Annotated in this window: 11 protein-coding genes; 2 read left to right on the forward strand and 9 right to left on the reverse strand. The window is 41.4% G+C overall.

Going from position 1 to position 15,572, the window contains the following annotated elements; translation table 11 throughout:
* Positions 1-306 precede the first annotated feature (306 nt).
* Both CPT03_RS13105 and CPT03_RS13110 read left to right on the forward strand, forming a co-directional pair.
* A complete protein-coding gene (locus tag CPT03_RS13105; RefSeq protein ID WP_245869835.1) occupies positions 307-1,803 on the forward strand; it encodes a sulfatase in 1,497 nt (498 codons plus the stop codon).
* Between the two features lie 53 nt (positions 1,804-1,856).
* On the forward strand, positions 1,857-2,408 hold the full coding sequence (locus CPT03_RS13110) for a hypothetical protein (RefSeq protein ID WP_157766432.1): 552 nt from the start codon (positions 1,857-1,859) through the stop codon (positions 2,406-2,408).
* A gap of 10 nt (positions 2,409-2,418) precedes the next feature.
* Here the strand turns inward: CPT03_RS13110 and CPT03_RS13115 are convergent, their stop codons facing one another.
* The 9 genes from CPT03_RS13115 to CPT03_RS13155 all read right to left on the reverse strand — a co-directional run bounded on the left by CPT03_RS13115 (position 2,419) and on the right by CPT03_RS13155 (position 15,463).
* Positions 2,419-3,819: a sialate O-acetylesterase gene (locus CPT03_RS13115; protein ID WP_099439272.1), complete on the reverse strand. Its 1,401-nt coding sequence runs from the start codon at positions 3,817-3,819 to the stop codon at positions 2,419-2,421.
* Between the two features lie 10 nt (positions 3,820-3,829).
* Positions 3,830-5,053: an MFS transporter gene (locus CPT03_RS13120; RefSeq protein ID WP_099439273.1), complete on the reverse strand. Its 1,224-nt coding sequence runs from the start codon at positions 5,051-5,053 to the stop codon at positions 3,830-3,832.
* Positions 5,050-6,075 (reverse strand): galactose oxidase, encoded by a 1,026-nt coding sequence (locus tag CPT03_RS13125; RefSeq protein WP_245869836.1) that lies wholly within the window; start codon positions 6,073-6,075, stop codon positions 5,050-5,052. The genes CPT03_RS13120 and CPT03_RS13125 overlap by 4 nt, the downstream gene beginning before the upstream one ends.
* Positions 6,076-6,110: 35 nt before the next feature.
* Positions 6,111-7,025: a dihydrodipicolinate synthase family protein gene (locus CPT03_RS13130; RefSeq protein ID WP_099439275.1), complete on the reverse strand. Its 915-nt coding sequence runs from the start codon at positions 7,023-7,025 to the stop codon at positions 6,111-6,113.
* Between the two features lie 25 nt (positions 7,026-7,050).
* Positions 7,051-8,217 carry a sialidase family protein gene (locus tag CPT03_RS13135; protein ID WP_099439276.1) on the reverse strand — a complete coding sequence of 389 codons (1,167 nt, stop codon included), beginning with the start codon at positions 8,215-8,217 and terminating at the stop codon, positions 7,051-7,053.
* Between the two features lie 10 nt (positions 8,218-8,227).
* Positions 8,228-9,166 (reverse strand): dihydrodipicolinate synthase family protein, encoded by a 939-nt coding sequence (locus CPT03_RS13140; protein WP_099439277.1) that lies wholly within the window; start codon positions 9,164-9,166, stop codon positions 8,228-8,230.
* Positions 9,167-9,187: 21 nt separating this feature from the next.
* Entirely contained in the window at positions 9,188-10,657 is a 1,470-nt protein-coding gene (locus CPT03_RS13145) for a RagB/SusD family nutrient uptake outer membrane protein (protein ID WP_099441109.1), read from the reverse strand.
* Between the two features lie 96 nt (positions 10,658-10,753).
* Positions 10,754-14,125 carry a SusC/RagA family TonB-linked outer membrane protein gene (locus CPT03_RS13150; protein ID WP_099439278.1) on the reverse strand — a complete coding sequence of 1,124 codons (3,372 nt, stop codon included), beginning with the start codon at positions 14,123-14,125 and terminating at the stop codon, positions 10,754-10,756.
* Positions 14,126-14,200: 75 nt separating this feature from the next.
* A complete protein-coding gene (locus CPT03_RS13155) occupies positions 14,201-15,463 on the reverse strand; it encodes a sialidase family protein (protein WP_099441110.1) in 1,263 nt (420 codons plus the stop codon).
* Positions 15,464-15,572: the final 109 nt, after the last annotated feature.

The raw sequence follows: 15,572 nt of genomic DNA on the forward strand, positions 1-15,572 counted from the left end.
GATAGATAAACCATTTCCTCATCAATATAAAGCTTCTATTTCATAAATAGCCTCCTTCGCATTTTGAAGTTTGACCGATCCTAATGACCTTTTCAGTTTTCTTGTTATCAATATCACCATTAGTGCTGTCATAATATAAATTTAGAGAAATTCTTTCACAATATACATAATTGTATACCAGCTAAAAATAACATATTCCGTATCTTATCCGCAAATTCTAAACTATACTTTTAAGAAGATATGATAAGATCGGTCATTATTTGGAGTGTTGCCTGCATACTTGTAATATGGGGAAGCATAAAATTTATGAGCTCAAAAACCAGAGCTTTTCATCAATCGTCTACCCAACCCAACATTATTGTTATTATTTCAGATGACCATGCATATCAGGCAATTGGTGCTTATGGTAATAAAATAGCACATACACCCAATATTGACAGACTTGCGAAAGAAGGTGCTTTGTTCACAAACCAGTTGGTTACCAATTCCATTTGCGGACCAAGCAGGGCTTGCTTTTTGACCGGCAAATACAGCCACATAAACGGATACAAAGCAAATGATGGTAAATTTAATGTAAATCAGCAAATGCTACCCGGCCTTTTAAGCAATGCGGGTTACCAGACCGCCTGGATTGGCAAATGGCATTTGGGAACTTTGCCCGGAAAAGCATTTGATCATTGGGAAATTATGCCTGATCAGGGTTTTTATTACAATCCTGATTTTATAAGTAAAAATAACGATACAACCAGAACCGAGGGCTATGTTACAGATATCATTACAGACAAAGCAAAACAATGGCTTGACTCGCGTGACAAAAGCAAACCTTTCTTTTTGGTTGTTGGCGAAAAGGCTACCCATAGGGAATGGCTGCCGGATATCCAGGATCTTGGCGCATATGATGATGTAGACTTTCCACTACCTGCTACTTTTTTTGATGAATATGAAGGAAGGCCCGCAGCTAAACAACAGTACATGACTGTTGAAAAAGCAATGCAGCTTGACCGCGACCTGAAAGTTAATGTAGATTTCGAAAAGTTCATTCTTTATGAAAGGATGAATCCTGCTCAGCGCAAAGCCTTTGCTGATTATTACCAGCAAAAAGTAACCAAAGATTTTGAAGAGAAAAAACCAACCGGAAAAGCTTTGGCCACCTGGAAATATCAGCGCTATATGAAAGATTATTATGCTACTGCAAATTCACTGGACAGGAATATTGGCCAGATCTTAAATTACCTTGACAGGGAGCAGCTGAGCAAAAATACCATTGTAATTTATGCCTCGGACCAGGGCTTTTATTTGGGAGAACACGGTTGGTTTGACAAGCGATTTATGTATGAGGAGTCGCTAAAAACACCGTTCATAGTAAGGTACCCGGGAAAAGTAAAAGCAGGAAGTACGGTAAACAATGTGGTAGCCAATATAGACTGGGCTCCTACTTTACTTGATATTGCCGGGGCTACAGTGCCAACAGATGTACAAGGAAAATCATTCTGGCCTTTACTTAAGGGCAGCAAACCAGATAAACCTGACAGACCTGTTTATTATCATTACTACGAATACCCGGGTCCACACCTGGTAAACCCGCATTTTGGTATAAGAACCAATCAATACACACTGATCCGTTTTTATGGAAAACTAAATTACTGGGAGCTTTACGATGTTAAAAAGGATCCGAGTGAATTAAAGAACCTGGCTGAACTTAAGGAATATGTCCCTGTTATGGCAGACCTGAAGAAAAAGCTCGGTATGGCTGCCCATGAATACGAGGATACAGAAGCTGAACAAATTATAAATAATTTATAATTTTACATTTATTTGATAATATTCCTTATATTCCGTTATTAAAGGGGGAAATTATGAGGTTATTATTCATGTTAACATTTTGTCTGCTTACTGTAGCTGCAGCAGGCCAAACCAGTCCGGTATCTGAGAAAGTAAATGTTGTTTATGGAAACGATGTTAAGAAATTTCACACGAATGTTCAGCCAAGGTATTTTCTAGACAGCACATTAGTAGGTACCTGCCTGCCCCTCTTTAGTATGAGCGAAATCAAAGACGTTAAAGTAAACTCAGACAGTAAGTTCGGCGAGGTTTATGTGGCAACCAAAAACCCTGGTTTATTTCGATTTATGACACTGGAAGAAATCAGGAACAAATATGTTAAATCTCCCGCACGCGCTACCTTATACGTGATAGATAATAACCTGCTAAAAGGTAATGTAACCAACCTTAAAATTGATGAAAATTACATCTTAAATATTAATATTTTGTCTGAAAGTGATTTTGGTTCTTTAAAAGGTGCTGTAAAAGATATGGACATCATCAAGATCACCACCAAAAGTGAAGAAAACCTGGAGAGGGCAAACCAGATTTACATTAGAGGCACTGAGCTTCAGGCAGGGTTATAAAGCCGGTTGTTTACCAGGTATCGGTTCTAAAAGGTTCGGCTGGTAATCCTTCTACATTATAAAGATTTCCTTCAGATCTGTCTTTAAAGGCATATCTGACAGCTACAGGGCTTTTAACAGACTCACTGTGCACAACTACAGTTTTACCTGTAATTGATGCTTCGGCCGGATAAAACACTTTGTCGCTGCCCGCTATTTCAAAAGAAATCAGCTTCTTATCATAAGCGGTTAAGCCGTTTGGAATTTCATCAAAGCTCAGCACGGCTTTGTCGTCAGTTATTTTTAAAGATTTATAAACCGGTCCCCTGAATGCAATCCCTTCTTTCCCATAGGTATTGCTCAGTGCCCAATAGGCCAGTCTTTTACTGATAATAGTTTTATTTGGCGGATGTATTGTAGTCATACTGCCAACATCAACACTAACCACCATACCGGAATTAGGGATTAGCTTCATTGCCCTTGATTGCGCTTCATATAAAAATGGGATTTGATCGGCATGGTCCTTATACACATTTGGCGCAATCTGTACGTAGTAAAATGGCCATTCGCCCGAATTCCACAACTGTCGCCATTCCTTTACCATTGCAGCCATTTTTTTATCATAACTAAATGGGTTCATACGGTTATTCTCACCCTGATACCACAATGTTCCTTTAATGGAATAGCCAAGAATTGGATTGATCATGGCATTAAACAATACACCCGGATTGTTCTTCATAATTTTTGCGGTATCAGCCGGGGTTTTAAAATCATCGAAACCCTGTAGGCTTCTGGTAGTCATCCATGCTTCTATATCTGTGCCCCCAAATGCAGATTGGATGATACCTACAGGAACTTTCAGTCTTTTCTGAAGTATTCTGGCGAACTGATAGCCAACTGCACTAAACTCTTTAACAGATGCTGCATCGGCAGTTTGCCATTTGGCATCAAGTTGTGTTTGAGGGGTTTTTGACATTTTCTTTTCTACCCTGAATAGCCTTACCCCTGACTCATCGGCATCCATTAATATCTCATTGGCGTTCAGTATCGGCTGGTTAGCGTACCCTTTTACGGGCATTTCCATATTTGACTGACCGGAGCATAACCATACCTCTCCAATAAAAATATCATCGAGTACCAGTTTACTTCCGTCATTAAAAGTAATTTTATATGGTCCACCTGCTTTTGGAGTACTCACCGCCAATTTCCATGTTCCTTCTTTAGTAGTGGTCACACTATACACCTTTTGATTCCAGGAGGTAAGAACCGTTATTTTTGCACCAGCTTTAGCCGATCCCCATAGGTTTGCATTGCTTTGCTGCTGTAACACCATGCCACTGGAAATAATGGCCGGTAAGGATATATTTGCTTTTAAAATGGTGGTATTCCATAAAAGCATTAGAGATACCAGTACAATAATATGTTTCTTCATAACAATAAATTTATACGTTATTCTTTTTTAGCTTCACCGCAAACAACGACCATGTGGCCAATAGCATAGCAACTGCCGAAACCTGATAAACAATAGAAAGATCAACCTGAGCATCTTTTAAAGCGCCGCCAACATATACCATTAGCCCCCCAATAATTGTACTCAGAAAATTCAGGAAGCCGTAGCCTGTGGCGATATATCTTCCATCGGCAACCTGCCTTAAAATAGGCATTAGGTTGGCGTCGTTAAATCCTCTTGCCAGACCAAAAACCAGCATAGCAATAATGGCTATGGTAAACACATTTGTAGAAGCCATAAGAAATAAAAATGGTGCCCCCAGCGTAAAACCAATGATGAGCATATACAAACGACCTCTGTTATTTTTGCGGGTCCACCTATCAGCCAGAATACCACCCGCAATTACGCCTATAAAAGATCCGATCTGGATATAGCCTGTTGCTGAGATCCCGGCTTCGCCCAGATTAAGGTTAAAATGATCTTTAAGAAAGGTTGGCAACCAGCCATATACAAGCCAGTTAACAATACCGAGTATGGCAAAGTAGAATAGCAGGATAAAGAAAGAAGCTTCGCTAAAAAGTACTTTCAACGCTCCTGTAAGGCTAATTTTTGGCGTTTGCTCTTCTTCGGTAACTTCTGCCGGTTCAGATTTATGATCTTTCAATACGTACAAAAGAATCAGAGAATAAACAATGCCAACAATTCCAAACACATGGAAACCCGAACGCCATCCCCACAATTCGGCAATATATCCGCCCAGACCACCAAGTGCCAGACCTGCATATAAACCACTCATGTGAAGACCTGTTGCCAGGGAACGCGTTTTTCCTTTATGATAATCTGTAATTAAAGCCAGAGCTGCAGGGATATAACAGGCCTCACTTACCCCCATTAAAAAACGGGCGGCAAGCATTTCCTGAAATGAGGTGGTAAAACCAGTCCACAAAGTGACAACCGACCATACCATTACACTAAAAACGATTACCTTTTTTCTGCTGTACCGATCTGCAAAGTAACCGCCAAAAGGGCTCAAAAAACCATATGACCATAAAAACACAGAGGTAAGCAGGCCAAATTGCGCATCGGATAAATTGAAATCTGTAACGATAGGATCGCGCATGGAAGTAATTAAAATGCGGTCGAGATAGTTTAAAAAAGCAACTATCCACAGCATGGCTACTATGATCCACGAATAGAAAGAAGTAGTTTGTTTCATTTGTAACTTGCAATTAATACGTTAGGGGTTCTTACTGCCGGTCTGATCTCACCACCCGGAATAATTACATTTCCGTTCCACACGGTTAAGGTGGTGGTTACAGGGGGCTTACTGGTGAATCCCTTCCCGAAAGATTTCCAGGTGTCGGTAAGCGTGTCATAATTTAAAATTCTACTGGAAAAACCAGGATGCTTTTCTTTTAAAACCGCAGCGGTAGCGGCTAGCTTACCGTCATCACCACCAAATATCTGTAAAGACGCTTGTCCGGAAGCATAAGCAGGTGTTGGTGCTGCCGCCACAGAAGCCGGAAGGTTGGCTATTTTTTTCCATCCTGTTTCGGGATGGTAACGATAAGCATCTTTTAAATATTCACGGTTGCCATTGATAAGTGCTACCCCACTAAACAGATAAAATGCGCCATCTCGCGCACCTGCTACACTAAGCATCCTTGGGGCGCCAGGCCAGGCTGGCAGTACTTTCCATCCCTTTTGAATCGCGTTAAGGTCTAATGCCCAGAAATTGTTTCCGGCAATCTTATCATCAGGTTTTTCAATTCCGCCTGCAACATAAATTACACTGCCGACTAATGCAGCTGAGGTATTTGCAATTGCGTGAGGTAAACCCGGAAGATTAACCGTTTCAACTCCTCCATTCTTATAATTTAATAGGAACACTTCAGCATAATGACCTTTTTCGTTGCTGCCCCCAAGAATAATCAGGCCATCTTTCCAGTTAACAGAAGCTCCATAACCCAGGGGATAGGCTAATTCACCTGCCTCTTTCCATTTTCCATCCGGAGTTTCAAGAACAAAAATATGATTGTGCCATGCTTTGACAGAGCCTGTCCACGGTGCGCCGCCATCAGGGAAATTTGCACCACCAGCAACCAATAACGCGCCATTGGAGACACCGGCAAAAGAACCTGCAAAACCTACGCGATCGGGAATTGGCGGCAGGTTGCTCCATGATAAGCCAGACCTGGAGACCTGCTGCGCCAGCCCTTTATTTAAAAGTATAGTCATAAGTAAAAGAAGAAGAAGATTAAAGAGCCTGTTCATCATCGGGATTGTTTAACGATATCGAAAAATCCGATCTCATTAAGGAATGTTTTAAACTGTGTTGATTGTGATTCTGAAAGAGGTTCAAGAGGCAGTCTGCAATTACCCAATTCCAGTCCTTCCATTTTCATGATGGCCCTTTGGGCAGGAATTGGCGGATATTTTACCAAAGCCCTGACCATATTTACTGAATGCAATTGCATGGCCGCTGCCTCATCCTGCTTGCCTTCGTTATACAGTTTTATTACTTTCAGATATAACGGAGCTGCAAAAGTATAAGTGCTTCCGATGGCTCCTTTTGCCCCTACAGCAAGTGCAGGAAGCAACATTTCATCATAGCCAAACAGGATATCAAATTTGCCATTCTTATAATTCACACAAGCCTGATATTCATGCAAGGTAGAAGCGGTATACTTAATGCCTGCAAGGTTAGGGATTACCTTTTCTGCTTGTTCTAAAAAGGTGATCATATCCATACCCACACCAGTAAGGGTTGGGATACTATAGTAATAAAATGGTGTATTAGGTGCGGCAGACGCAATCTGCGCCATGCTTTTAACCAGATTATCAACGCTTGTTGGCTTAAAATAAAAAGCAGCGACAGAGGAAATGGCATCGGCCCCAATCTGCTCTGCATGAGCAGCAAGCTTACGGCATTCGTGGATAGAGCTATGCCCTACATGCACCAACACAAGGATACGTTTGGCCGCAGCTTTAACATAGGCTTCGGCAATGGACATCCGCTCTTCAACAGTAAGGTTTGGCCCCTCGCCATTGGTGCCGCAAATAAAAACGCCAGATAATCCATCAGCTATCAGTTTGTCAACTATCGTTGGGATAATGTCTAAATTAATTGTTCCATCTTCACGATAAGCCGCAAAAGTGGCGGCTATTAATCCGGTTATTTTGTTCATATATTTTTAAATTGTTTTTGATTATTTATTTTCCATCAGGAGTTGTAAGCCATTTTGAATTAAACCTTTTAAGCACCATAGAATAGTTAAAATCGTTGCTTGTATTTGTTTCGTATAGGCAATAAATGGTTCCATCAGCTGTAACAGCTACATCAGAATAGCCTGATGAACCTGCATTGATTATCTTTTTCACTGTCCAGGTTTGTCCTTCATCGTAGCTGACTCTGGCGGTCAGGTTTTTGCGTGGTGGCTTGGGCGCATCTTTGGTATCCGGATTGATAAAAAGCATACCTGATTTTTGCTTGTCCTGCAGCCTGATTATCGTAGCCATACATATCGGTTCGTATAATTCTTCGTCAAAAACAGGCTTTGTCCAGCCGCTTATTCCATCATTACTATAGCTGACCCCTCTTCGATGTTCATCAGAAGTATTCCGGATGTTTACCATAACGCGGCCATCATTAAGCTCAATGGCCATAGTTTCGCTCGGGTTTTTAAACTCAGGAGAGTTGCCGGCAATTATGGCTCCGCGCTTCCAGGTTTTACCTAGATCATCACTGTAAATAGTAGCTATACAGGATGGCGCATGGCTCCTTCTGGGAGTAGTTTTAGCCGGATCACTTAACCAGACAGGCACCAGCAAACGGCCATTTTTTAACTGTATGCTATGGCCCGGCCCTGGCGCTAGTACTTTCCAGTTATACTCTGGCTTAAAGGCTTCAAACGCGTAGGTAATATCAACCGCAGGGCTCCATGTTTTGCCATCATCAGTAGAACGGGTATAGTATGCATTGGCGTAATCCCGCTGATAAAGGAGGTGGATGGTACCGTCACGATCTACTATCGGTGTGGGATTACTTGTAGGCTGTCCGCTTTTTCTGGCAGCAATAACTACATTATTTTCCCAGGTGCGGCCTCCGTCTGTGCTTCGGCGCATCAGCAGATCCATATCTGCCCAATCGCTCGCAGTACCAATTCTTCCTTCACAAAATGCAAGCAGTGTTCCTTTTTTTGTTGCTACCAATGCAGGTATACGCATGGAGGCATATTCCCCTCCGGGCGAAAAAACCACGGTACTATCAAGCAGTACCTGATCGGCAGAAAGTTTTCTTGTTTTACATCCGTTACTGAAAGTCAGCAGCAATAAGCTGGCACAAATGAGGATAAGGCAGTTTCTAAGTGTTTTTTGCATTGAGCTAATATTAAAGTTGGTTCATAAAAACTTCGGGTAAAAGTTTGGCACATTTTTCTCTAACTGGCAGTACCTCTGCCTCTGGTATCCACTTATAGGGCCAGCGCAAACGGGTACTTATAGGTGTCCAGCCACCTACGGCTGCCATAAATTTATCTACAGCCTGGTTGGAGTATCCTTTATCTCTAATATAAGGAACAATACAGTTATCCATAAATTCCTGTATGCGGGCTTGTAATTCAAAAGGATCGCCTGTTTTGTTTGCAATTGTGTTATACCATTGCTGTGCAAAGCCCGGATTTAAACACGCTACATTTGAATAAGCGCCCTGCGCACCATGTGAAATTCCGGCAGCCAAATGATGACCCGGGATGAACACGGAAAACGGGACATTTAATGCAGCCATTTCCCGATACCACTGGTCATTGCCACCAGCTACCTTACAACCAGCCAGAGGTATGCCCGCATCAAGTATTTCTGCAAATTCTTTAGGCAACAGCTTTCTTTTAGCATGCGGCGGATTATATAAAATCAGCTTCACAGGATCGGCTGCTTCGGTCATCACTCTTAAGAAATCAATGATCTCTTCAAAGGAGGGCACAAACCAATCGGGCAAAATAATCTGTATGGCAGATGGCCGCAGTATCACTGCACGCTTAATCCTATCTAATGATATTTTAGGGCTCATATGCGAACAGCCTATCTGAAACGGCATTCCTGCGGCATTACATTTTGAAGCAAGAATACCGTTTACCTCATCGAACTCCTGTTCTGTCTGATTATAGAATTCTCCGGCTGTACCATTAGAATAGATTCCATTTACATTACTGGCAATTAACACATCAATTTCATGTTCCAATTGTCTGTAATTGATGCTGTCGTCATTATTAATGGGAAGCAGTAAAGTTGCCCAGTTACCATAAATTTCATCTGCCTTTAATGGAGTCATTTTATTCTGATTTGTGATAAATTAATATCCGTCTGTTTGTTTAATGTTAGGGTTATTTGCAAATACCGTAGTATTTAGCGGCCAGAATAATGGTGTAGTTTTACCAACAAGATTTGGAACATATTTATATACATCAATTGTTCCTCCTTTATGAAAACGAACAAGATCGTACCAGCGTTTGTTCTCGAAAAACAGCTCACGGCCACGCTCATTAAGAATTTCCAGTTCAACATCTACCTTTACAACAGATCCGCTATAAACTCCGGTACCCGCTCTTTGCCTCACCTTGTTCAGGTATTCAATAGCCAATGGTATATTATTCAATCCAGCGTAAGCTTCAGCCTTCATCAGGAAGATATCCGATAAACGATAAATGATCAGGTCATTATCAGATACACGGCCATCGGCATAGATGTTTCCAGGATATTTGGTAATCCATGAAATTTTAGGGCCACTTGCCTGCATCTCGGTGACCCAGGTATATGGAATCCGTTTGTCGTCAGGGTTGGTAAATAAGGCTCTCGACTTTGGGCTGATCTGATATGCTCCCTGTCCGTTTGCCGAAGTTTGCGCGTAAGGAATCTTATCCAGGTTCAATGCTCCGTCAACCCCTGTTAAATATGGAAGTGCATTTACACCATAGTTGCCTCCGGCTTCATCTCTTTGAAAGTAAGCCGCCAAAGCCACTTCAGGGTTGGTAGCTGCCCTTACACCTGTTACATTTTTATAATCCTGGTTTAAAGTTAATCCCGATGCCTCTACTTCAGTAATTGTTGTAGCTGCAGCAGCAAGATCGGCATCTCCACCGCCAAGCACCTTTGCATTCCATAAATATGCATCTGCTTTCAGCGCCATTGCAGAACCATATGCAAAACGGTATTTTGACGGGTAAGCCGTTTTTGAAAATCCACTCATAGAAGTAAAATTCTGGATGGCAAGATCAAGATCTGACTGAACCTGTTTTAAAACATCTACTGCTTTTGATCTTGGCAGTAAAGGCACATTTTCGTCTTCAACTGCCGCCAGCATCAATGGGGCATCACCTATAACACGGGTAAGATGGAAATAGAAATAAGCCCTTAAAGCATACGTTTCGGCAAGGATTTTTTTCTTGGTATCCGGATTGGCGGCAAAAGAAAAGCCTTCTATTTTTTTTAACAACAAGTTGCAATGACCAATGGCTTTATACCAATCGTTATAGTTGATTGCGCCAGAAGATGGCGTAATGATCTGACTCCATGAGACACCAAACCTGGAATTAAGCGCAGCAACCAGTTCTTCGCTACGCTCTGTACCGTACACAATATTATTAGCAAACAAACGCATATAGGTGTAGATACCGGTAACATAAGGTTCAAAATCGCTCTCGTTCTTAAAGAATACTTCGTCGGTAACACTTGACTGAGGTTTTACTTCGAGCAGCTTTTTACAGCCGGGAGAGATGGCTGAAAGAGAGATGATGGTTATTATAATGAATGTAATCTTTTTCATCTGTTTATAATTTGTTTTCATTTGTGATGAAGCTATCAGATTTATTCATACCACTGTGTGGTTTGAAAAATCATGATGGTTTCATAATTGGTTTTTTTAGAATTTCAATGTAACACCTAATAAAAATTGTCTTGGTCTTGGATAACCTCCAGGATCAAATCCGGTGTAGACTTCGGGGTTTAACCCTTCATATTTGGTTAAATAGCCTACATTATATACCGTAGCGAAAATATTAAGACCAGATGCCTTTATTTTTTCCAGTACTTTTTTAGGTACATCATAAGAAATTGAAATTTCTCTAAAGGCCAGGAAATCGCCTTTAGAATACATAGCTGATACATCTGAATTGTAGCTATTGTTATTTCCAAGCGGTGCATTACGCAAGTAGTTACGTTGTCCGAAATCATAATCAGCAAAAGAGAAACGTGCATATTTTTTACCCACATCACCCTGTTTCTGCCAGATATCAGGTCCTATAGCGGTTGATGGCGCACCTTCATTAAATGCCCTGCCCTGCCCCAATGAACGAGCCAAAGCTCCATTACTGATCAGGTGCCCCATAGCATAATCCATAGTGAACCTTAATGAGATGTTTTTATAGCTAAAAGTATTTTGCATACCCCCCATTTTATTAGGGTTTCGGTAACCCATAAAAACCTGGTCTTTGCTATCGATTACACCATCGCCATTCACATCATCAAAAATATAATCGCCACCTCGTTTTCCTACTGCTATCCCTTGTGGAGAAGCAAGATTATCCTTTACTTTCGCATTCCATGCCTTGGCTTCCTCATCAGTAGCAAATACTCCTGTTACCCGGTATGCATAGATCGGATAAGGACGCTCGCCTTCTGCAAAACCTCCTGCCTCTACCAATGAATTTGAAACCGGATCGAAGATCATATCTCCACCCTGTCTGTTTTTAGCGCGGCCATTATCAGGCAACTTGGTAATTAAAGCCTGGTTGTAGGCAAAAGAAAAATTAGCATCCCATTTAAAATCATTTCCTTTGATGATGGTTGCACCCAATTCAACCTCTACACCCCGGTTGCGCAGCTCGCCATTGTTAAATGCAATTGATGAAAAAGGAGACTCAGATGGTAATGGTTTAGATGCCAACCTGTCTTTGGTCCTTTTGTTATAATAATCAACAGTCAGGTTAATGCGGCTGTTTAAGAACGAAGCATCAATTGCAAAATCTGTAGTTTCTGTAGATTCCCAGCGCAGGTTATAATTGGCAAGGTTGGACCTTAAAATACCCGAGCTCTGAGCATAATTTGCTGTTCTGCCATCAAGAATGGAAGCATAACCACCATAAGTATCAGTAATACTCAGATCGCTAAGGCCTGCAGCACCCCAGCTTGCCCTTAACTTTAAGGCATTGATAGCCTTTACGTTCCAGAAATCTTCTTTATTAACATTCCATCCTACGGAAGCAGAAGGAAAAAATGCGTATTTGTTTTGAACGGCAAAATTTGAGAAACCGTCATAACGAAGGGAACCACTGAACAGGTATTTTGCCTTGTAATCATAGTTGATCTGGGTGAATGCACTGGCAGACCTGGACTCGCCAATGGTGGTTGCAAAGTTGGTAACGTTACTCATGACTACCCCATTGATTACTGTTGTTGGTGGCTCATTTATGGTATAGATATAATCGTTACTTCCTCTCTGAGAGCCCAGACTAGCCACATGATCAGTGTTTCTGATAAAGTTAACACCACCAAGAGCAGTAAAATTATGTGCGTCCTTTATACTAAAATCATATTGCAAAACCTGATCGATCATCAGCTGTCTGGCATTTTTAGTGTAATCGTTTTTCTGACGCTGCGTTGCTGGCTGTACTTCATCAGCAGGAGTTCCCTTCCTCATAAATAGCTCTTTATAATCGTCTATCAGATAAGAAAAAGAGGGTTTAAAATGCAACCCTTTAGTGATGGTCAGATCTCCCGCTACTCTGGATACCAATCTTTCGCTTGAGGTACGTGTGTCATCATACATCAAAGTATGAAAGCGGTTACGAACGGTATACAGCTCGCCCGGCATAGGGTTTCCGTCATCTTTAAAAGTACGGATCAATGGCGTGATACGCGTACCTCTTACCAATTCGTTTTGAAAACCATCAACATAATTAGGCATTACATTCTGATAGTTCAGCATCACATCAATACGGAAATTATCTGCAGCTTTAAACCCGAAATTTCCAAGCCCGTCGTAACGCTTATATTTGGTTCCGGCAAATGTTCCTGCTTGATTGGTATAACCCATTGAAAGGTTAAAATCGGATTTTTCGCCACCACCACTGAGGGACAGGTTTTCGTTTGTACTCAAATCTGTATTCCAAAGCATATCCTGATAATTGTTATCCGCATATAATAGTTTTGTACCCGGATTTATAGGATCATCCATTACTTTCCAGCCCCTGGACAACAGGTTATCCACGTAAGATTGTCCTTCTACAGATACGATATTATCATACAAAGCAGTAAGGTTGATGTTTTTACCGTACTGCCCTTTTTGTGTATATACGCGGGTACCTGCTGAGAAACCACCATTATTTAAAAGGTTATTTTTATCAAGTGCATCGGCAGTATTTTTTACTGTGGTACGTGCTAAACGCAGGTATTCTTCGGCATTCAGGTAATCGTAATCGCGGGCCGGGGTTTCCCATGTTGTTCTGTGGTTTAGCGCAATCGTCATTTTTGCGTTTGCTTTACCCCCTTTTGTTTTAATCACAATAACACCATTTGCACCCCTTGCACCGTATATTGCTGTAGAGGCAGCATCCTTCATTACCTGCAGCGATTCTATATTATCAGGATTCACATCATTCATAGACCTGAATACCCCATCAACTATAACAAGCGGGGAATTGTTATCGGACGACCCGGTGGAACTTCCATTGTTATTACCAAGGCCTGAGCCATAAGCGTTAGGCTTAGTACCACCTCTGATAATGATGTTTGTAGCACCTACACCAGGCTGTCCGGTGGTAACAGGTACCGAAACACCTGCAATTTTACCTTGCAAGGCTTGTACAGGATTAGGGCTTGCAATATTTTTAAGTTCATCGGGTGCTAATTTTGAAATAGCAGCTGTGGTTTTAGTTCTTGATTGCTGAGTATACCCTACAATAAGCACCTCTTCCATAGAAGTTACATCAGATTCAAGCACAACATCGAGCTTACTCTGGCCGTTTACCTGCACTTCCTTAGTTTTAAAACCGAGATAAGAGAATACCAAAGTCCCTTGATTTGCAGGTATCCTGAGTGAATATTTACCGTTTACATCAGTAGATATTCCTGTAGAGGTTCCCTTAAGTTTAACACTTACGCCCGGTAACGTTTCTCCTCCTGATCCGGAAATAACCTGCCCTGAGATCAGCAGGCCACCGGTTTGGCCAAAGAGGTTTGTAGTTGCAAAAAAGCAACAGAGAACGGATAGAAAAATAAAAATCCTTTTCTTCATAACTGGTTTAATTTTTAATATTTGGTTTATGGTTGTTATGTGCTCAAGGGATGATAAAACACATAGTATTTGGTTTTAAGGTTCAGTGCTTCCGTTTAAGATCCAGGCCAGATTAAACTTGTTAAATTCAATAGATTTATTGCTGGTAGCTGAATTCTGAACATCTTCATTGTATTCTATTAATGCACCAATACAGTAGTCGGCCGTTTTTACCATGCTCGAATAGCCACCGTAAACTATGGTGCTGCTGGTATAATTGCAGTTTGCAGTAGGGTAAAGCGCACGGCTTCTTGGCCAGGTAACTCCATCATCATAACTAATGCGCACAGTCATGTTGCAGCGCTGACCTGTTCCGTTAGGGTTAAGAAATATGATCCTGTTCGGATCATCAGTATTGTATCTTAGTATTGATCCTTCACATTTTGGATCCGGCAGTGCGGCTACTGTTGAAAAAGCAGGGAAGCCGCCAGCAATAGAGCCAACCGATTTTCTTCTGGTTTTTGATAAATTCCACTCGGTAGTACCCGGCCTGTCATTTCTCATCAGGCTTCCGTTCATCAATTCTACTATTGTACTTTCATCAGTACCACCCGCAGTTGGTTCATATTGCCATGTTGCACCATGATCGTCACTATATATATTTCTTCCGTAAGCAGGGACAATCAGTCTGCCGGGGTGATCATAAGCCGTTCTGATCCCTATGCCCGGGCCAACGCAGTCCCATTTATACGTAAGTGGAGTTAGGGTACTGGTACGATCTAAAGGAACAGACCATGTAACGCCATCATCATCACTATAAGAAGTATGAATTTTTCTATCGCCCCATGCCTTAAAATCAGACCATTGAGCTTTAAACTCATCATTCCATTGCAAAAACAACCAGATTCTTCCATATTCACCCACAGTTGGATCGTAAACAGCTGTTGGATTGCCCCATGTTCCGGCTCCACTGCCAACAACCTCCCCTAAGGCAGACCAGCTGGCTCCGTTGTTTACAGATCTTTTATAAACTACATTGATATCTCCATAATCACTTGGGCTCCATCTTCTGCCTTCGGCGAAGGCAACCAGCGTTCCATTTTTTGTTTTTATGATTGAAGGGATTCTGAAAGAATGGTAAATACTTTCATTGCCTCCGTTGAATACAACTACACGCGTATTCACAGGGGCGGCAAGCGCAGCAGCAACAACCTTGGTCGTGCTTTGCTCTTTAGGTTTTTCAATGGTGCTTGCAGTTATTGAGTTTTTAGAACACCCAATTGCAAGGGAGATGATGACGATGAGACAGCAAGATACGATTACAAGATATTTGCCATCATTTTTTTTGAAGTGGTTCATAGCGGTCAATTTATATTTAGTCATAAGCCCTTATGTAGGACATATCAAATGTGGGAACTATTTTTTAGAAAACCAAATAATTAAATTTCATTTATAAAAAAAGGCTTCC

It is taken from the genome of Pedobacter ginsengisoli (assembly GCF_002736205.1).
Lineage (GTDB): Bacteria > Bacteroidota > Bacteroidia > Sphingobacteriales > Sphingobacteriaceae > Pedobacter > Pedobacter ginsengisoli_A.